The organism is Methylobacter luteus IMV-B-3098, assembly GCF_000427625.1.
In the GTDB taxonomy this organism is placed as follows: domain Bacteria; phylum Pseudomonadota; class Gammaproteobacteria; order Methylococcales; family Methylomonadaceae; genus Methylobacter; species Methylobacter luteus.
Genome location: NZ_KE386569.1, coordinates 2,097,707 through 2,117,960, shown reverse-complemented (window position 1 = coordinate 2,117,960; position 20,254 = coordinate 2,097,707). Strand labels below are relative to the sequence as shown.

Sequence of the window (20,254 nt, the reverse complement as noted above, 5' to 3'; positions counted from 1 at the left end):
TTACTTGATTTTATATAAATTAATCACGCTGCCGGCCAGAATCATCTGGACCTGCCGCTGTGTCATCGTGTGCCGGGTCAAAAAGGTTTTGCTCCGGGTCTTGTTGATAACCGTGACCGTATCGCCCGCTTGAATTTCTTCCTTGGCGTTTGGCAGTTCAAGGCTATCGTTCAGTTCGATCGTATCGTAATCCTGCTCGTCGATAAAAACCAATGGCAGGATGCCGAAATTGCAGAGGTTCTGCCAGTGAATGCGGGCAAAGCTCTTGGCGATGACCGCTTTGACACCGAGGTGGCGGGGCGCCAATGCCGCATGCTCGCGGCTCGATCCCTGGCCGTAGTTGATGCCGCCGATGATCAGAGAGCCGCTCTGCCGATACGGCATGGCCCGGTCGTAGTACGACTCGTCGATCTGGGAAAAAGTGAATTTGCTGATCTCGGGAATATTGCTGCGATACGGCAGCACTTTCGCGCCGGCCGGCATGATCTCATCGGTCGAGATATTGTCGCCCACCTTCATCAGCACTGGTCCGGCCAGGCTTTGCGGCAATGGATCAAATACCGGTAGCGAGGCGATGTTCGGCCCCTTCACCAGCTCCTCCTTTGATCCGTCCTCAGGCGGCGGTGCCAGCGCCTCGGTATTGAGGACATAGGTTTTCGGCTCCTCAAATTTCGGATAATGCATGGGCAGCGTGCGCGGATCGGTGATGACGCCGGTGATGGCGGATGCGGCGGCCGTCTCGGGGCTGCAAAGATAGACCAGGTCTTCCTTCGTGCCCGAGCGCCCCGGAAAGTTGCGCGGCACGGTCCTCAGGCTGATACGGTGGGTGGCCGGCGCCTGTCCCATGCCGATGCAGCCGTCGCAGCCGGCCTGATGAATGCGCGCGCCCTGATGAATCAACGTGCCGAGATAGCTTAAGCGCGTCATGTTTTCAAGGATCTGCCGCGAGGTCGGATTGACATCGAGCGATACGTCTTCATGCACCGGGTGATCCTTCAGTATCATCGCGGGAATCGCGAAATCCCGAAGTCCAGGGTTCGCCGATGAGCCGATCATGCACTGGTAGACTTTTCTGCCGGCGACCTCGTTGACCGGCACGACATTGCCGGGACTGCTGGGGCAGGCGATCAGGGGCACGAGTTCCGTGAGGTTGACCTCGATATGCTCATCGTAGGTCGCACTCTCGTCGGCAAGCAGTTCGATCCAGTCGTTAGCGCGCGCCTGCGATTCCAGAAAGGCTTTCACGGCCTGGTCCGAAGGGAATACGCTGGTCGTCGCGCCGAGTTCGGCACCCATGTTGGCAATGACGTGCCGGTCCATTGCGCTGAGCTGGTCCAGGCCCGGCCCATAGTATTCGATGATCCTGCCGATGCCGCCCGATACGTCGAGACGACGCAACAGTTCCAGGATGATATCCTTGGCACTGACCCAGTCCGGCAGTTGCCCGGTCAGCTTGACGCCGACGATCTTCGGCATCTTCACATGAAACGGCTCGCCGGCTATCGTCAAGGCGACTTCGAGGCCGCCGGCGCCGATCGCCAGCATGCCTAAGGAGCCCGCGGCGCAGGTATGGCTGTCAGAACCGAGCAGCGTTTTGCCCGGTTTGCCGAAGCGTTCCATATGGACCGGATGGCTCACGCCGTTGCCGGGGCGGCTGAACCAGAGGCCGAATTTCCGGCAGGCGCTCTGCAGAAACAGATGATCGTCGGCATTCTTGAAGTCGGTTTCCAGCAGATTGTGATCGACATACTGGACGGAGACTTCGGTCCTGGCGCGATCGAGCTCCATGGCCTCAAGCTCCAGCATGACCATTGTGCCGGTCGCATCCTGCGTCAGGGTCTGGTCGATCTTCAGCGCAATTTCTTGCCCCGCAATCATGTCGCCCTCGACCAGATGGCTTTCAATCAATTTTTGCGTCACATTTTTAGGCATGGGTTTTCTCCTGCGGATGGAGTGGTAAGAACGCCAGCGCCGGTTTCCGCGTCTGCGGTTCTTCCAGTGCATTCGTCTCGGATTGAGTGAACTCCAAGCAATCTGATGTCGTCGGCCTTTCATAGCGGGCATCACAGAATTTGATCGGATAATGCGATGATCAGCGCATAGCGCAAGCCCTTGCCCACTGCTACCAGGATCAGAAAGACCGGAAGGCGCACCTTCATGATGCCGGCGATAAATGTCAAGGCATCGCCGCCGGCCGGCAGCCAGGACAATAATAAAGACCAGACGCCGAACCGCTGGTACCAACTCTGGTAGCGGTGCAGCTGCGAGATCTTGAACGGAAACCAGCGGCTGTATTCGAAATGCAGCAGATAACGGCCTAGAACCCAGTTTACGACGGCGCCCAGCGTATTGCCTGTCGAAGCAAACAGCCACAGCAGCCAGGGATCATGACCCGTAGCCAGTAAACCGACCAGCGCCACTTCCGAATAAAACGGAATCAGCGTGGCGGCCAGAAAACTCACCCCAAATAAGCTGAAATAGGCGCTCATGTTTTATCTTACTAGCCTCTGACGTGCGGATTTAACCAGCGTGTGAAAAAAGTTACGCTGGCGCGATAGATAGAGTAAGTATTCCGGATGCCATTGAACCCCCATCAGGAATAGTTTCGACGGGTCTTCTACCGCCTGCACAATATTATCCAGATCACGGCCGACGACCTTCAATCCGCTACCCAACTGATCGATGGCTTGCGTATGAAGGCTATTAATGCGACAACGCGTGGTTCCCAGCAGTTCCTTCATTCGACTGTCCGGTTCTACCAGCAGAGTTTTCAGCGGCAGTACCGTAAAACGATTGCGCGTATGGCGGCGCAGTTTGCGCAGATTCTGATGTAAATTGCCGCCCAGGTAGGTGTTGAGCAACTGCTCTCCGCGGCAAATGGCCAGCATGGGAATATCCTGTTTCAGGGATTTTTCGATATACATGAGCTCGAACAAATCCCGCTCTTTGTCATAACGCGTATTGGGCAGTTCCTCCGACTCGTAAAGCGTAGGATAGATATCATCGCCGCCGCCGATCACGATACCGTCCAATACCTCATTCAGATGCGAGTGCCTGGGTGTGAGCCTGAGTGGAGCGCCGCCAGCAGCGAGAATGGCATAGCGTGTGAAAAACCAGGCGCGATCCCCTCCTTTGCTGGGCCCTGTTACGCCGATTACGGGGCGCAATAGCGAGTCAGCCATGTTTCGACCGTATCTTTCCAGTTTTTGAACAAGTCGGCTAAAGGTCTGTCCAGAAATTGCATATAAGCCCGGCACATGGCATTCAGATACTCGGCATCGCAGGCCAGCTTTTCGACCATCAGCCAGTTGCGCCAGTCCATGTCAATACCCCAGCCAGGCTGGTCAATCCGGCAGTTGGGCAGCCGGTAATGCAGCGTGGGGCGGGGATGAATCCGATCATCATCGATGATCGACAGCGCCCGGGACTCATCGAGATAGGCGAATAGCGGCAGCATATCCAGGGCCCGGTTGCGCGTGGGATTGGCGACCAGGTAATCGTCGATTAACGCGTTTTGGCCGGGGTGGTAATTCACATCAATGACCTGCCGAATATAGTTGGTTGGAAACGGGGCAATATAACCGGTCATTGTTCGGGTCAGATCGATCTCGCTGTGATAAACCAGCCAGTCATAAAGGCAAAGAAAAGCCTTGAGGTAAGCGACGATGGTTTCGGGATCCAGATTGGGCAATTCCGGGTTGAAATGCAGGCCGAAGGCATACAGTGTGCCGCTGTCCGTGCCTTGGGCGCCCGATGCCCGCAAGTTCGTAATCAAAAGCTCCAGCTCACCGAGGCGGTCCATCGGAATAGGTGGTGAAACGATTTCAAAAGGCACAATCTGTTCGGCCGCTATGCGCACGATCTGCTCCGACCATTCATCGAGCAGGGCAAAAGGATCCTCGGGATCCAGCTTGTCGCGGCCTTTTTTCTTCAGATACTGGAAATCCAGCTCGACTCTGAAATCACCCAGACACGTGCCCGCGATGGTGTTCTCGTAAGCGCTGTTGGTCAATATGGTGCCGCCGAACTGCTCGCGGATCAGTCGGGCAATCTCTTTAATGGGGAGTCCTGCAAATTCCAGTTCCACACCCACTCGCCTCATGTCTCCCGACGTTGTGGTGCTGATGGGAGGAAGAAGGAATGTAGGAGCCTGATGCATAAATGCCTGTGTTTTTGGAGGTGCGGGTTGAGCCGGAACCGGGATGGCGCCAGGTCAGGATACGGCAATCGTAATCAATGAACCAGAACAGATCAAGCGCGAGCTGTTTTTGAAAAAGCTATCTCCATTATCCAGTCAGGTCAATAAAGATCAATAAGTCAAATTGCTTAAAGTGGGGCGGCGGCTTTGGGGCATTTTCGTTACAGCGCCGAGTTAGAAGTTCAATAAAAAAATCATCAAAGCCAACGTACTTAGAGCGCTCCGCACGGCATGAAGTCTATTCCATCTTTCCAAGAGTTGCCGCGCCTCTTCCGAGTTCTTATCGAGATCGGGCGACAAGAGGCGCTTGTTAACAGGCATAATCACGATAAAGGTGAATGGCACCACCAGACCTAACAGAACACCGCCGATAAGCCACTTCAGTCCAGCTCCGGCGAACCACGCAATGAGCGCGAATAAAAAACCGGATACGGCGAGCGGGGCTTGCATCCATGTGGCTCGTTTGTAGCTTGGCGCCCATTCGATAGCCGCCACCAAGGTGCCACACGACATTCTCGCTGGATGCTCAACAGCATTTATATAGATCGCCGCTCCGGCAAAGATGCCGCAAGCCAGAGTTGCTACAAATTGCATGCTTGCTTGTAAGGTTGGCACGGCGTTGTCCTGTTTATGTTTTTAACGTTTCAAGTTCACGAAGAAGCGCTTTTTGCGGCATCCTTCTCCAGTCGCCAGATGCGCCATATTTTATTCCTTTCCCTCTGCCGGGATCTGGAACAGTGCCCCCAGGTTGATACTGCCGTGTTCCGCAGGGTCTTGCAGGTTATCAGCTCCAGGATTGCCAGGGTTCAGGTTTGACGCCGTATCATCAGGCGGGAACAGCACCAGAGCAGCAAGAAACTCGAGAATCATCTGTTGTTTGTTATCATCAAGTTCGGCAAACGTTTCTTTTGATTCCTGTGCTTCGCCACCATGGCGCAGAATCACTTCTTTAAGGTTAATGCTGCGCCCGTCGTGACCATAGGGAGCTGTGCTGCCCACCCCCCAAAGTGGTTCGGTCATGAATTTTGTCATCAGGCTTCCGTCGTACTGTCTTTCGTAAAATGCCGGCCCGAGATCGTGGCGCTTGAAGTCTGCGAAGAAGTTTTTGACGAGAAAGTCGTTCCCCTTGGGAAGCAGCTTTGGAAACTCCTGGCCGTCGTCGACGGTATCGTAGAGCGTTGTGGCGGTTGCAAAAAGACGGTTAAAAATTCCCTTCTTCGGATCGAAGCGAGTCTCGACATCGGCGACACGGCGGTCATGTTCGATGCGCAGGCTTTCTACATGACAACCGGTACATCCGATTTTCTTCATCAACTTCAGACCGGATTTGGCGCGTGCAGTCATTTCGCCCGTACCAGGTTTAAAGTAGTTCAGCAGATAAAACTCCATATGGTCAATGATGGCGGGATCGATCTCATTGACTACACCATCACCATCGCCGTCCTCGTTGGCGTCACAAACAGGTGAGTGCTTGATTCTGTCCAAGGCTGGATCGAATATCATGCCAGTTGGGCTCGTGGTCTTGATTGGAAAATTTGGATCCGTAGCCTGACAGAGCACAGGGTCCGCAGACTCTAGCCCCATCTCGTCTTTGAAGGCGCCAACAGAGAATGCGCGCATGGAATACTCGCCGCCTTGGGCAAAGAAAGGGCGAACGCGGAGATCCGAATTTACACCTTCTACCATGGAAGTATCAATTTCCCCATCCGGCAATGCCTGAATAAATCCGTAGTGAATCTGCTTGCTCTCAAGCGGCAATTTGACGGGTTTTTTTGTTCTAACGGCAAGCTGCAGTGCTTTGTCCCTGATGGCGCGCAGATCGCTCGTGATTTCGTCCGCCAGCATCTCCACAAGGCCGAGACCGAAAAGATGAGGCGCATCACGGCTATCGGGCCGGGTGGCTACGTCGCCGCCAAATCCTGCTCCACCTTTCGGGCGGCCGTGACAGGCTGCGCAACTGTCCGTCATTCCGGCTCCCAGTGCTGGATTTTCATGAATATCCCCAGTCGAGTCATTGCTCACCCGCGGCCCCTGGCCTTGATCGTGCGTAAATTTACGTTGGAAGAGTTGGCGCCCGCGACGAACCGAGCGGGTTGGGTCGCGCTTTATCAGATAGATTGATGAGCCAGGCGTCAACTCGTCTCCTCGTCCTGCGCCAATCTGCTGCTCAAGTGATTTTTCGATAGCGCCGCCCGGCACATTAGGCGTCGTTTGGGTTACGTCGGTCAGTTCTGCTCGAACACCTGCAGCCATTAATAACAAAACTCCGCCACAGCATGATTTGAGTATAAATGTATGTACAGTTTTTGTAGTCATTCTGGTCTCCTATTTTGGATTGCCTTCGCCACTTGTCCGGTCAAAAACTGCTAGCGACACCAGAATTACCTCTCCTGATTTATACCAAGATATGGGGATTAACTTGTTACCATGGTGAGCTTGTTAATAATAATCATGCGAAATATTACTGGATATAGCGAATGGAGCGATCTAATATCAAAATTGAGTTGACTGGTTGCAAACGGTGTAAAACACCGCTTGTGGTTGCTCCACTGGAATGATTAACCCAAAAGAGGGTATACATTACGCTTAAATGGATAGCTAGAACTCTAGCAGCGCAATAGAATTCAAGACAATTATTTTGATGTATTTTTGATGTGCATTTTTGTCAGGGAAATGGCTGCCAGTCTTTTTTACGAGTAATTGGAGCTTTGAGAAGCTTCTGTATGCGCAGGTTGCGGGTATACAGCGCAAGTCAACCTTATCAGGGAGACATACGATTGGATAACTCAATCAGATTCATGTCAGGATCACGAAAATAAACAGACAGAATAGGCCCCGTCGCGCCTGTGCGCTGCACTGGGCCTTCTATTATTGTTACCCCATATGAATCAAGATGGTTTACCACGTCAGGCAGAGGCACGGAGGTGATAAAACATAAGTCGGCAGAGCCCGGTGTTGGCTGTTGGGCCTTTGGCTCAAACTCGTTGCCATGCTCATGCAAGTTGATCTTTTGCGAGCCGAATGACAACGCCTTGCGCCCGCCGCCGAAGATAATGACCTCCATGCCCAATGCTTTCGCATAAAAGGCGCAGGTCGTTTCAATGTTTTTGACGGTCAGTACCAGATGGTCGAGGCTATCTATTTTCATTGAGCAGGCACCACATTCGTCCTCTTCTGTTAAATGCCCGGTCAGGCTGAAAGTTAGCGATTGCGTTTGATGATGAAACCATTTTCGATTTCTTCGAAGCCGACCTTGGGGTAGTACGCCATGGCTTCAGGGGCCGATAACAGAATAAGCGCCACCTCATCACTGATAGCCGCGCGGATATGGGCAATAAGCTCACGCCCGATGCCATGTTTTTGATAGGCTTTGGCCACTGCAAGATCGGATAAATAGCAGCAATAACTGAAGTCAGTCAGCGCGCGGCATACTCCGACAAGCTTGCCGTCGTGCCAAGCAGACAGGCAGAGATCGGCATTAGTAAACATGCGCTCAATCCGCGCCAAATCATGGGTGGGGCGACGAATGCCGGAGGCATCAAAAACCGCAGCCACATCTGCGGCTGCAAGAGGAAAATTGTGGCGGTATTCAATTACTGACATGGCGCTAAAGTCTAGCCGTATGGCACAGCGACTTCATCCAACTCGTAGTGAGACGTCCCAAGAAGTGTCATACATTGCATTTATTGTTGATGTAAAAAGAGACTCGAACTCTAACACTGCATTAACGTCCAGGACAAGCGTTTTTGCTGTGCACTTTAATCAGTTAAGTGACCGCGCTACAGGTGTGCGGATATTCATTATCTCCGGAGAAAAGCGAGCTTACAACTGTGCAGGGCCTGTGCAGAAGCCAACAGATATAGTCTGAAAGTCTGCTGAGTAAAGCTATCGGCCTACATGGATGCCAAGGTATCGGCTGATTCTGAAGGGTGGTGTTTTCCCGCTTGTATCTGGCTTGCAGCAGCCTGAGTTTCCGCTAGGGTTTTACGGCGCAAAATCATCTGTTTTGATGATCGGTTTTAAAAGGTTTTCAGGTCATCCAAGAGGCTTTGAATGGCTGTAAAATTCAATAGAAATTTTCTGATAAATTATTAAAACTATTGTGTTTTTCTGGTAAAATATGAATATATTCATATAGATGAGTATAAATATCTGCTTGTTTTCAGCTACCGTCAGAGTACCTGAAAAACAGTAGAAAACGGGAGCGATTTTTTTCTATTAGCGAGTTTGCAGATGTGATCAATACACAGATAAGAAATCGGTTCAAATTATGAATATTTTTGTGATTTGAGGTTTCTAATCTTCCTTTGGGGAGTTTCATGCCAGTTGAATTAGCGGATAAACAACGGCGGGCGGTTAGCGTCGTAGAAACCGCTTTGCTTAATGTCGGCGTTAGCGGGCGTTCGGTGTGCGTTACTGTCGATAAGTGGGCGTTTAGCTATAGCTACTATAGCGGCGGCAACGCAAACGTCGGCGTGTTTGTTTCTGCTCCGGTCGGGACGGACGTCGAGCCGTATTTTGTAACGGGTAAAACCATTGTGGAGGCAGTGAAAAATATGATTGATTCAATCAAGGGCAGGACGAACGGCGCTGAACCGGACGTGTCCGAGTCAGCGCCGTTTTAAATGGGTGTTTCCTATGTGGGTCAGGGTAGCCGCCCTGGCTCACGTTTCCTAAATTCGCACATCAGGAGTTAAAAGGTTATGACAACTCAATCAATAAATCAAGCTAACTTGTTGTTTTACTTCGGGCCAGTCATTGGCAAGACAAGGCGTAATGGCTATTAGACCGCAATCAGGCACTTCGCTGCTGGCATTGTTAAGCCGCCGTCAGTGCGGCGATGGAGTTTGGGTAAATATCAAAGTCGATCGTTCAGTAACGGTCATTTTTAGTCGAGGAATATCAAGCAAATTGGCGGGGCTTGTAGCCGCTTGCTCCGCTGTATTATTTATTTCGCACAGTTAGGAATTGTATTTTATGTATTCATCAACCCAATTAGTTGACCAGGCAAAGCCGGTCAAAAACGAACATGCGCAATTGCCGGTCGTTTCCGCGAATCCGTTGGATCTGCCGGCCGATACTTTCAGGGAAGGCCTGGATCGGCGCAGGGCAAATCGCGCCGTGCTCATGGCATGGGTGCATGATGCTCTGGTGGAAGGTATCGATTACGGGAGAGTTCATGTTGTCAGCCGGAGCAAATGCCATGCCGGCAAGGATTGCAGAAACCCGGCGCATTTCAGCAAGCCTAGTCTGTTCAAGCCCGGTGCCGAGAAAATCTGCGGCATGCTGGGATTGACGGTGCGTTATCCGACCTTGCCGGATTATGAAAAGGCCGCGCTCACGGGCGCAAAACTGAGCCAGATCATTATCCGCTGCGAGATCCTGGAAGCATCCGGGCGCGTAGTGGCAGATGGGGTAGGGGCTCGTCTCCTCGCCCAGGACTACGGTGATATCAACAAGGCGCTGAAGATGGCCGAAAAATCGGCCCACATCGATGCTACGCTAAGAATGGCGGGTTTGTCCGAAGTCTTCACGCAGGACATCGAGGATATGATGGCACGTCGCGAATCCGAGAATATCCAGCAAGCCGAGATTGAGCCGGATACCGCCTCTCAGCGCATTACTGAAGACCAGCATCATCAGCTTGAGGCCCGGATAGAAGAACTCGGTCTGGACCGGGACAGGGTTAAAAACTGGATGATCAAGGCATCGAAGAAGCGCTTCGCCAGTTTCGAAGAGTTGGACCCTGAATTTTATCAGGTCCTTTACCGAAAGCTTGACCAGTTTGCGAGGGCAACGCAGTGAGCCGTTTGACTCTCTATCAATTGAGTGCCAATTACATTGAAGCGTTGGACGCCTTGACCGATCCGGAGGCCGATCTTCCGGCCGAAGTCATTAATGGCACGCTGGAAGCTTTAAGCGGCGAACTGGAAGATAAGGCGATCAACGTCGCCAAATTCCTGCGCAATATGGAAGCCACGGCCGAGGCGATCAAAAACGCCGAAGCCGACATGGGCAAGCGCCGGAGAATATTGGAAAGCCGCGTGAAATGGCTGAAAGATTACCTGAAGGGCAATATGGAGCACACCGGCATCAGCACAATTGAATGCACGTATTTCAAGCTGTCAATCCAGGATAATCCTTCGGCCATTCATATCGTCGACGAAGACGCGATCCCGGACCAGTTCATAGAACCGGTCACCACCTGGAGAATCAATAAAGCCGCGATCAGGGACGCGATCAAAGCCGGCGAAGCGGTGCCCGGCGCTGAACTGGTCAACAGCACGCGCCTGGCTATCCGATAATCATTTCTCATTGAAATCAGAGCCGCTTCGGCGGCTTTTTTTTGTCTTTCTTATGAATATATTCATATAATGCCGCGTTTCACTCAGGGTTGGAAATCCGATGCAAATAGGCGACATTATAAAACGTAAGCGACTTGAACTGGGCTTGATCCAAAAAGAGCTTGAGAACCGCTCAGGCGTAACCCAATCGATGATCAGCAAAGTTGAAGGCGGCAGCGCCGAAAATGTGTCTATCGACGTGCTCAGGAAACTGGCCAAAGCTTTAAACTGCACTTTGGTTGACTTGCTTCCCGAGGCTGATAAAAAGAGAGGATGATCTCCAAAAGGGAAGATAGAAGTCGGGTTTATATTTTTGACTTTATCATCTGGCAGAAATAAAGGCCTAGAACCAAGCTAGGATTGATCGGTAGCGGTTTCCAGTTATGGGTTAGGGCACGGAGTCATCAAATATTAATGATTAACTTTCTTCACCCAATCATCCAATCGCACTATAAAATAAACCTGTATTTTTTCTATCCTGCATAGTCAGAGCCTTTTAATTTTGTATTTTATTAACTTATGGCTTTTTTAACTTTATTAGAAATATTTATTGAATTAAAACGTTCAATGAAGATATGAACAGAAATAACTATAGTGTTCATAATGGTTAGAGCTGTATTTTGTTCGTGCTCTCTTATGATAGAGTCTAAGAAAAAATAATTAACAAAACTAAAATAATTATTACAACTTTATCTATATAAATTCCATTGTAGCAAAAGGATTGCCATGGAGAGGATAGCCTATACCATAAATCAATTGCTCTATTATTTTTGTATGCTCGTACTCATGATGGATAAAACTCAATATCAACATTTGATATCAAATACAAACTATCCATAACTCTGACTCTACACCCAGTGTATTCATAATTATCATATTTCATATGAATAGGTGATATCAATATGTCCTTCTGATTTGCTTTTTTGATAAATCGAAATTATTAAAAAATATGAGTTCAATCTAAAATAACCATGAAACCATTTTCATCAATAAATTTCTGATTATTCTGAACACTATTTTGAATATTGGGGTATATATCCATAATGCATAGTAAATAATTAATGTGCATATATATCCAATGTATTTAGTATTTTTCACCCATGCATAAAGCATCCAAAATGGAAATATCAATACTATGCACCATAATATAGTTAATATCTCTGTTCTGCCAGAAAAAAAATCTCCGCTTTCTATTACATTGAATAGTAATGTATAAATTAATAATAAAATAAGGAATATATAAAAAGATTTTGTTATCAATAGCAAAAGCTTTTTGGTTAACGTAAATAACTTTATATACTTTTCTATATTATAGGATTTAAGGTTGATCATAATAAAATAGGGCACGATTTAATAACATGCCCATACATTTAAATTACTTAGCTGGGGTTAGACTTATTGAGTCTACGCCTATAAAGCTAGCTCCGTTTAATAGAACTCCTTTAATTTCTGCTGGAATTGATAATGTATTTAAATTGAGTTCATCGGTATGAAAATGTATAAGTAAGTCCTTATCACCATCATTATCAATATCTTTAAAAGTACCAATGTTCCCACTGTTCCCATTTATTAAGACACTAGAACCCGATAAAGTTAAACTTGATAAATCGATTTGACTTACATCGAAATCATAGTCATCTCCGTCAGCTAACTTTGTAGTTAAAATAGCCACAGGGAAAATTCCATGAGATTTTAGATTAACATGATTGTTACTGTCTCCAGGCTTAATATCAATAACAGCGTGTATCAAATTTTCAACAGCCAATTGAACCACAGCAGTATTATTTATTTCTTTATTAGATAAACTTTGTACTTCTACAACTAAAGAACCCTTCTGGTCATTACCTACAGAAATTCCGTCAGGCATTGATAGACTAACTTCTACTGTAGCCGTTTCATTGGTAGCTAAAGTAACTGTTGATGGTTTAATGCTTGTTATCAATCCAATAGTCTCAGAAGATGAAAGAGAAAAATCACCAGCATTTCCAAAATTTGTTACGGTAAAATTGATTTTTACTAAACTATTTGGCTTCAATTCTATAAATGGAATTTCTGGTGTGATTTTCACTGTTTGAGCTACAAATACTCTGGGAAAAGCACGAGTATAAGCTTTCCCCGCATCATCTATGCCGTTAACATAAACGCGGAATGGTTCGATTGGCAGGGTAAGGGAACCAAAAAATTCATCCGTAGCAACCTCTCCCGTTCCTTTGTTTAAGTCAATCAATTGAATTAAATGATTGTCTTTTGCTCGTATTTCGAATGTTGCTGTTGATATGCCTCCCGTAATAAACGCTTTAGCAAGTGATGGCGAATCGCTTAGTATGGGCTTTCCTGAAATTGGAAATAACCCAGTATGACCTAACCGACCGCGTTCTTCGACAAAATCAAAATCATTTAAACTAATAGAACTATTTCCCAATACTGAAATTGAAAGGTCTCCAGAACCAGAAACAGACAAGTTCCAAGAGCCTATTTCAGGTGAAGCGACTCTGATAATTTTTCCATTAGATAATGTTGTAATTGTTACGTCTGAGTCATTGAGTAACGCTTCTTCACCAGAAGGACGAAACACTTTAGCTGTTGAAAGCACATCAGAAACAATTGAAAACGTAATTCCAGTAATAGTTGAGTCAACAGGAATGCTATATTTTTTTTCAGTAGAACTATTAGCGTCTTGCACAATTAGGATTGGCTCAAGATCGCCTTTTAAAGAAGGTTGAATAAGATTAAATAATTTATTCGTTTCAGTCGGATTAATTATAAAAACCTGACCTCCAGTCGCTTGGGCTACTTTTATATAGGCTGGATCAACAGGAGAACAAGAGCCTGTTATGGAATAGTTAATTACTGACTTCTTTTCCGATGCTAAAGACTCTACTTTACTCGAAAGGTCTGAGTCTTTTGAGGTCGCATCAGAAAAAAAATACAATTGGCTTTTTACTTCTGATTTATCTAAAGAACGTAACAACGCAGTTTGACCGAGTTCTGGACAGTCTCCTCCGCCGTTTGGTGAAATACTAAAGACTGAGTTTAACAACTCATCCGCTGTTTTACTAAGACTAGGCTCTCCAATATCAGGGTCGCCATAACGTTCAAAGAGGAAATTTGTAAAAGATATTTCTGGGTCAGTTTGAATTGCTGCAACTAGATTTGCAATAATATTTTGAACACCGGCTATTTCTGTACCCATGCTTCCTGTATCATCAATAACAACACCAAATGTTCCTATTGAATCCATAAACTCAGCGATAGCTAAGTCATTACCTTTAATGCCTTCCGCATCCAGAATTTCTTCTATAAATTTTCTAGTTGCCTCAACTGCAGTCTTTCTAGCTGCAGCATGGCCTATTTGTAAGGGAGAGTCTTTGTGTATGCCATCTGTTAGCAGAGGAAATCCATGAAGACATTTTCCTGCAGGCGCACTAATTCCATCAAGCGGAAAATAACCAGTTGTAAGACTAGAAAGACCAAAGCCATCTAAATTTGCTTGGGTACTGTCGCAAGTTATTTGGCTTGGTGATAATGCAGAAATCAGAGAGAGTCCTAAATCAGGGTTAGGTGAATCTCCACCGCTAATTTCAATCCAATTACTGTGAGAATAAAAATCTTGCAATGTGTGCAAGGCATGTCCTATTTCTCTTCTTGCTCCAGCACCATTTCGAGTAGCATCATTTTTAAGATTATCTATAACGGCTTTTTTAATGCTGTTTATTCTAAAAGTACAATCATGTAGTAATTCATCATCACAATGCGCAGCAGGATTTGTCAACAATTCTGATGTCAAGTCATCTACGCTTGCAGTGGATTCTCTTATTTCTTTAATTGCCCGTTCTGAAAATACTAATGTATTTCCTTTTGATGAAATCCTCTTAATGTCCTCAAGCGCGTCACGAACAATACCAACATGACCAAATTCTGCTGTAGGCTTAAATGCAAAACTTTGGTTAGGTAATGCAGTGGCTATCAGAAATAAACTTAAAATACGCACAATACTAAACGGATTGATTTTTTTCACTGTTTTTTCCCTTATTATAAAAATACATCCTAATTAAATGACTAGGAGTCTGTCGGACTTATCAGCATTTAAATCTCATCAGTTGTAAAATAGTGATGAGTTCAATCATTTTACCGCCATGATTTCTGATGAGTCGCTTTATTCAGTTTGATCGTAACCAACAGTATTTGCTTCCGCCGTCCGTGGACGAATGGTTGCCGGAAGACCACCTGGCACGCTTTATCGTCGAAGTGATCGATCAGCTCGATCTATCAAAACTGACAGGCCATTATTCTGGACGGGGTTCAGCGGCTTATCATCCGGCACTGCTGTTGGCCCTGCTGATCTATGGTTATGCGACCGGCACGTTCTCCAGTCGCAAGATCGAGCGGGCAACCTACGATTCAGTGGCGTTTCGGTTCATTGCTGCCAATCATCATCCCGATCATGACACCCTGGCTCATTTCCGCAAGACCTTTCTGGTGGAGTTGGAGGACTTGTTCGTACAAGTGCTGACACTGGCGCAGACGATGAAACTCGTCAAGCTGGGACAGATTTCGCTGGATGGTACCAAAATCAAGGCCAATGCCTCGAAGCACAAGGCCTTGTCCCATGGCCACATCGAAAAGCTGGAAGCGCAATTGCGTGAGGAAGTGCAGGCCCTGCTGAAAAAGGCAGCGGACGTTGATCAGGAAGAATTGGCCGACGGTATCGATTTGCCGGCGGAAGTCGCGCGTCGGGAAGATCGCTTGAAAGCCTTGGCGGAAGCCAAGGCCAAGATTGCCGAACGGGTTAAAGAACGGGACGAACAAGCCCAAAAAGACCACCAGGAGAGACTGGCTGACCGGGAGCGCCAGCGCCAGGCGGGCAAAAAACCCCGAGGCCAGGAGCCCAAGGCGCCCGAAACCGGCCCCCAAGCTAAGGACCAGATCAACCTGACCGACGAAGCATCGCGGATCATGCCGAGCAAGGACGGCTTCGTGCAGGGCTACAATGCCCAGGCGGCCGTCGATGTTGACAGCCTGCTGGTGGTTGCCGCCACGCTCAGCCAGCATACCAACGACAAGCGGCAAGTCGAGCCGATGCTGAAAGCGCTGAACGCCTTGCCGGACAGCCTCGGCAAGCCGGAAATGCTGCTGGCCGACAACGGCTACTTCAGCAAAGACAACATCCAGGCCTGTGTGGAGCAAAAAATTACACCCCTCATCGCGCTGGGCCGGGAAGCCCATCATCTGCCATTGGCGGAACGCCTGACGCCGGATGCACCGGAACCTGAAAGCGATGACCCGCTGGTCAAAATGGCCTGGAAACTCAAAACCCAGAGTGGCCGCACGCTTTATGGTAAACGCAAAAGCACGGTCGAGCCGGTATTTGGGATCATCAAACAGGTACTGGGCTTCCGCCAATTCTCGCTGAGAGGTCTTGATGCGGTAGCTGGTGAGTGGAAACTGGTGACTATGGCCTTCAATTTAAAGCGAATGCATGTGCTGGCGGCCGGATAACGGAAAAATAACCCGAAATAGCTCTTGGTTGGGCAGAACCGAAGACTCAATGCCGCCAATAATCCATATCGGTCAAATAAGAATCATAATACTGAACCCTGTCCGACAGACTCCTAGCGCCCAAGTTAAGCCGATCTGCGAAGCGGCTTCGACTTGTCCAACAATCGGTTAGATTGTGGTTCGCTTTGAACACACAATCTAACCTTATTCGTTAAGCGGCATCCGCTTGATAAGAACCATCCATCTTTGAGTTATCCGACTCAATATCAAAGATGCTATCAAACTCTTGCTTAAGCTCTAAAAACGGAGCGAAGATATAACTCTTGGTCTTTTGAGCTGGATGTTTAAACTTTAGAACGGCTAATCAACCATGCGCCAGTTCATTACGCGCTCTAGTGATCGGCCCGTTGCCAGATTTTTTAGACGAATGGTTACACCACTACTATTTTCAGGATAAAGCTGTAATCTGGCAGCATCTAAATCCCGGCATAGAAATTTGGTTTCAGTTTGCCCATAGAAACTTGGCGCAATTTCACATGGGATCAATAACGGTTCTGGCATTGAATTATTGAAGAATTCTACGGAGTCAGAGCCTGCCGGCGCGGTGACAAACACATCAAATTTCTGGCTTATATGCATAGTTCCATGTTCCGGCCAAACAGTGAATGGTATATTCACAATAGAAGTCACATCCGCATCAAATGAATATCCACTCGTAGCGACATGCAAGTGTCTCATCGCAAACTTGCTTAGATCAGGCGCTAACCACGGTGTATAAGTCTGATACTGAGAGCCGTCACTGCCAAGGCCAAAACCAATAAAATTAACGTCTGGAGCAGGATTGCCATCGCTTTCAAAAGGGCCGGGGCTTCCCACATGGTAGAACTGAATGCGGTTACCATTATTGGCATCTATGCCAATATGATGATCAACCATCGATTGCGACGCTGAGGTTTTAAGCGTTACATTTGACCAGCTAACCTCCATATTGCCTTCGTTTTGATTGAAGCTGTAGTGAATTGACCAACTGTCCTGATAGTCGGGAGATTTTTGGCTATCCAGAACATAAGTCATCGTGACCTCATCACCGATACGTGGTGGTGCGGGTAAAGCGCCGCTAAAGTTTTCGTATACATTCGTAACTCTTGCTGTGACTTTATAGTTCTGCGGAACAACCCAAGCCGATGGTTGACCTCCTTCCTTCACAATAGAGGTCACATTCGCACCAATCTGATATCTCTCCGCATCGATATGCAACTGTTTGTACGAAAATTTGTTCAAATCAGGCGTTGACCATGGCGTATAAATTTGATATGGGCTGTTACTGTCAAGATCAAGACGAATATTGTAAACGCCTTGGATAGGATTGCCCCAATCGTTTTCAAGAGGGCCAGAACTCCATACTCCGTAGTGTTGGATACCATTACCATTATTGGCGTCCACGCTGAGATGATGATGAACCATTGAATCAATCGCTCTGGTTTTAATCGTTGCATTTGGCCAAGCAACTTGAATACTGCCTTCAGTTGCACTGAAATTGTAGTCAATATTCCAATTATCCTGATAGTCAGGATTTTTTGCGTCATCCATGACATAAGTCATGGTGATTTCATCACCAATCTTCAGTGGTGCAGGTAAATCACCATATGCGGCTTCATATACTTGTGAGACTGTTGCTGTGACTTTATAGGTCTGGGGAGCGGCCCAGGCCGAAAACGAAGTCATAAAAATAATGAATGAAATAATGAAATTTTTAAACATATAACTCCCTTTTTTGCTTTATTGCTTTGATAAAAAAGTAAAATTGATAACTAACACTTATCCTCAGGTTTACGGGGGTGGTTGAGGGGGTAATGATTGCTCGATGGTGTGCGCCGGTTCTGTCACTACCTTTTGGCCGTTCTTTTTTAAGATAAATTTAAGGAAAATTTAAGGTTGGAAATTATAGGGAATTAAGCATTGCGTCAAATTGGGTGCAAAAAAATGTGATAGAGTTCACATACAAGAATCCAAACATCTGGCCGCCACTCTAACTAACTGCATGGGTTGCAGCCGCCATTGTTGAATGGAGAGATGATGCGATACCGTAGGCTGATGACTTGTCCTGATTCGAGACAGCTTCGAGCAGCCGCGCTGGTGTTTCTGTTAAGCGCCTGCTCCGGCCGTGAGGATACGGAACCGCCGATTTTGAACTGGTATGTGTTCGACGAGAAATCCGGCGCCTTTCAGGATGCCGTTCGGCACTGCACGGCATTATCGGATGGCCATTACCGGATCAGGATTACGCCACTGCCGGCCGATGCCGATCAGCAGCGCGAGCAGCTGGTCCGGCGGCTCGCGGCTCGGGATCGGGATATCGATATCATCGGCATGGATGTTATCTGGACGGCCGAATTCGCCCAGGCCGGCTGGATTCAGCCCTGGCATGAAACGCAAGCAGTAAGGGCGACGGCTGGCATGTTGCCGGCAGCCGTTGAGAGCGCGACTTATCAGGGCCGGCTTTGGGCCGTGCCTTTTACCAGCAATGCCCAGTTGCTCTGGTACCGGAAGGACCGGGTTGACGTGCCTGCCACCTGGGACGATTTGATCAGCGCAGCCGAGGCGTTGGATAGGCCAGGCGCGCTACAGGTGCAGGGGCAACGATACGAGGGGCTGACGGTTTTCTTTATCTCGCTGTTGGCGTCAGCAGGCGGCGCCGTACTAAACCCTGACGGTATCGGCGTCTCTCTGGAAGATGGGCCGACCCGCCGGGCGCTGGGCCTGTTGAAACGAATCGCCACTTCGCGCGCGGCCGATCCGGCACTTTCCACGTCACGGGAAGATCAAAGTCGCTTGACTTTCGAAACCGGCGGTCCTGTTTTCATGGTGAACTATTCCTATGTCTGGCCCAGCGCCCGGCAGAATGCACCGGCCATCGCCGAGCAGATGGGCTGGACGCGCTGGCCGGCCGTTATGGAAGGCCGGTCGGGCAGGGTGACGATTGGCGGCACCAACCTCGGGATCGGCGCCTATACGCATCATACCGACATGGCGTTCGAAGCTGCCGAGTGCCTGGCTTCAAAAACCAATCAGATCAATGCCGCGCGGAAAGGTGGCCTGCCTCCGACTATCGAGTCGCTGTACCGGACGCCCGAAGTCAGGCAACGCTTTCCCATGGCCGATACCTTGCTGGCAACCCTGCAGGATGCCGTGCAGCGGCCCCGGACGCCGTTTTACTATGATTTGTCTTTGGCGATCAGCCACACGCTGCACCCGCTCAAGGACATCGATCCCGAAGCCGATACGATCCGGCTGCGCGAAGCGGTAGCCCGGGCGCTGAAATCGGAGGGCCTGTTTTGAAGGCACAGGGCACTGCCGAACGCCGTCTGGCCTGGCTGTTGTGCGCGCCTGCTGTGACGGCCATGCTGCTGGTCACGGCCTATCCGATTCTGTATGCCTTCTGGTTGTCATTGTTCCGCTACGATCTGCGCTTCCCGCAGCATCGGCGGTTTGTCGGCCTGGACAATTACATCAGCGTGCTGACTTCCGAAGTCTGGTGGAAATCCCTGGTCAATACGCTGATCATCACGGCCGGTTCGGTTTCCGTGGAACTGGTGCTGGGCATGATGCTGGCGCTTTTGATGTTCAGGGCTACTTTGGGCCGCCGCACGATCCGGACTGTGATTCTGATTCCCTACGGCATGATCACGGTCGTGTCGGCGCTGGCCTGGAAATTCGCCTTCGATCCGACCACCGGCTTCGTCAACGCGCTGCTGAATCTCGATAACGCCTGGCTGACCGAGCGCTGGTCAGCCTTCTTCGTGATCATCTTCACCGAAATCTGGAAAACGACGCCGTTCATGGCATTGCTGCTGCTGGCCGGGCTGACGCTGATTCCGCGGGACCTGATCAGCGCGGCCCGCGTCGATGGCGCCTCGGCCTGGCAGCGGTTCGTGCACATCATGCTGCCGCTGATGAAGCCGACGATACTGGTCGCGCTGCTGTTTCGGGCCCTGGACGCCTTCCGCATTTTCGATACCGTATACGTGCAGACGCGCGGCGCCGAGAACACCGAAACCGTGTCCCTGGTCGGCTACAACGTGTTGATCGCAAGGCTCAATCTGGGCCTGGGTTCGGCCGTCTCGGTGCTGATATTTATCGGCGTACTGATCATCGCCTTGCTGTTCATCAAGGGTTTCGGCGCGCCATTGACGCGGCCGGAGGGAGACTGATC

17 protein-coding genes are annotated in these 20,254 nt (G+C 48.9%); 7 read left to right on the top strand and 10 right to left on the bottom strand.

The features are described from left to right. The 8 genes from METLU_RS0111675 to METLU_RS0111635 form a co-directional block, all read right to left on the bottom strand. Positions 1–1,932 carry an aconitate hydratase gene (locus METLU_RS0111675; protein ID WP_027158367.1) on the bottom strand — a complete coding sequence of 644 codons (1,932 nt, stop codon included), beginning with the start codon at positions 1,930–1,932 and terminating at the stop codon, positions 1–3. Positions 1,933–2,063: 131 nt separating this feature from the next. Beyond that, entirely contained in the window at positions 2,064–2,489 is a 426-nt protein-coding gene (locus METLU_RS0111670) for a YqaA family protein (protein ID WP_027158366.1), read from the bottom strand. 3 nt (positions 2,490–2,492) lie between these two features. After that, entirely contained in the window at positions 2,493–3,182 is a 690-nt protein-coding gene (locus METLU_RS0111665; RefSeq protein ID WP_027158365.1) for a gamma-glutamyl-gamma-aminobutyrate hydrolase family protein, read from the bottom strand. Beyond that, positions 3,155–4,102: an amidoligase family protein gene (locus METLU_RS0111660; RefSeq protein ID WP_196806535.1), complete on the bottom strand. Its 948-nt coding sequence runs from the start codon at positions 4,100–4,102 to the stop codon at positions 3,155–3,157. The genes METLU_RS0111665 and METLU_RS0111660 overlap by 28 nt, the downstream gene beginning before the upstream one ends. Positions 4,103–4,372: 270 nt before the next feature. Beyond that, a complete protein-coding gene (locus METLU_RS0111650; protein WP_196806534.1) occupies positions 4,373–4,813 on the bottom strand; it encodes a DUF1772 domain-containing protein in 441 nt (146 codons plus the stop codon). A gap of 90 nt (positions 4,814–4,903) precedes the next feature. Then, on the bottom strand, positions 4,904–6,514 hold the full coding sequence (locus tag METLU_RS25220) for a di-heme oxidoredictase family protein (RefSeq protein WP_081679088.1): 1,611 nt from the start codon (positions 6,512–6,514) through the stop codon (positions 4,904–4,906). A 445-nt stretch (positions 6,515–6,959) separates the two neighbouring features. Next, positions 6,960–7,346, bottom strand: coding sequence for a VOC family protein (locus METLU_RS0111640; protein WP_027158362.1), 387 nt, complete (start codon positions 7,344–7,346; stop codon positions 6,960–6,962). Between the two features lie 53 nt (positions 7,347–7,399). Beyond that, on the bottom strand, positions 7,400–7,801 hold the full coding sequence (locus METLU_RS0111635; protein WP_027158361.1) for a GNAT family N-acetyltransferase: 402 nt from the start codon (positions 7,799–7,801) through the stop codon (positions 7,400–7,402). Between the two features lie 716 nt (positions 7,802–8,517). Between METLU_RS0111635 and METLU_RS0111630 the strand changes: the two genes are divergently transcribed. The 4 genes from METLU_RS0111630 (at position 8,518) to METLU_RS0111615 (ending at position 10,819) form a co-directional block, all read left to right on the top strand. Then, complete coding sequence (locus tag METLU_RS0111630) at positions 8,518–8,823, top strand: hypothetical protein (RefSeq protein ID WP_027158360.1); 306 nt, start codon at positions 8,518–8,520, stop codon at positions 8,821–8,823. 352 nt (positions 8,824–9,175) lie between these two features. Further along, positions 9,176–10,003 carry a hypothetical protein gene (locus METLU_RS0111625; protein WP_027158359.1) on the top strand — a complete coding sequence of 276 codons (828 nt, stop codon included), beginning with the start codon at positions 9,176–9,178 and terminating at the stop codon, positions 10,001–10,003. Then, positions 10,000–10,503, top strand: coding sequence for a siphovirus Gp157 family protein (locus tag METLU_RS0111620; RefSeq protein ID WP_027158358.1), 504 nt, complete (start codon positions 10,000–10,002; stop codon positions 10,501–10,503). Before METLU_RS0111625 ends, METLU_RS0111620 begins: the two co-directional genes overlap by 4 nt. 100 nt (positions 10,504–10,603) lie before the next feature. After that, positions 10,604–10,819: a helix-turn-helix domain-containing protein gene (locus tag METLU_RS0111615; RefSeq protein WP_027158357.1), complete on the top strand. Its 216-nt coding sequence runs from the start codon at positions 10,604–10,606 to the stop codon at positions 10,817–10,819. 1,098 nt (positions 10,820–11,917) lie between these two features. Here the strand turns inward: METLU_RS0111615 and METLU_RS0111610 are convergent. Continuing rightward, complete coding sequence (locus tag METLU_RS0111610) at positions 11,918–14,560, bottom strand: COG1470 family protein (protein WP_027158356.1); 2,643 nt, start codon at positions 14,558–14,560, stop codon at positions 11,918–11,920. 128 nt (positions 14,561–14,688) lie between these two features. Here METLU_RS0111610 and METLU_RS0111605 point away from each other — a divergent pair, with 128 nt between their 5' ends. Continuing rightward, positions 14,689–16,041: an IS1182 family transposase gene (locus METLU_RS0111605; protein WP_027158166.1), complete on the top strand. Its 1,353-nt coding sequence runs from the start codon at positions 14,689–14,691 to the stop codon at positions 16,039–16,041. Positions 16,042–16,401: 360 nt separating this feature from the next. Here the strand turns inward: METLU_RS0111605 and METLU_RS0111600 are convergent, their stop codons facing one another. After that, positions 16,402–17,802, bottom strand: a complete 1,401-nt coding sequence (locus METLU_RS0111600) for a hypothetical protein (protein WP_027158355.1) — start codon at positions 17,800–17,802, stop codon at positions 16,402–16,404. 312 nt (positions 17,803–18,114) lie between these two features. Between METLU_RS0111600 and METLU_RS0111595 the strand changes: the two genes are divergently transcribed. Both METLU_RS0111595 and METLU_RS0111590 read left to right on the top strand, forming a co-directional pair. Continuing rightward, the gene (locus METLU_RS0111595) at positions 18,115–19,380 is read left to right on the top strand and encodes an ABC transporter substrate-binding protein (protein WP_027158354.1); all 1,266 of its coding nucleotides are present in this window, start codon (positions 18,115–18,117) and stop codon (positions 19,378–19,380) included. Next, positions 19,377–20,252, top strand: coding sequence for a carbohydrate ABC transporter permease (locus METLU_RS0111590; RefSeq protein ID WP_027158353.1), 876 nt, complete (start codon positions 19,377–19,379; stop codon positions 20,250–20,252). The genes METLU_RS0111595 and METLU_RS0111590 overlap by 4 nt, the downstream gene beginning before the upstream one ends. Positions 20,253–20,254: the final 2 nt, after the last annotated feature.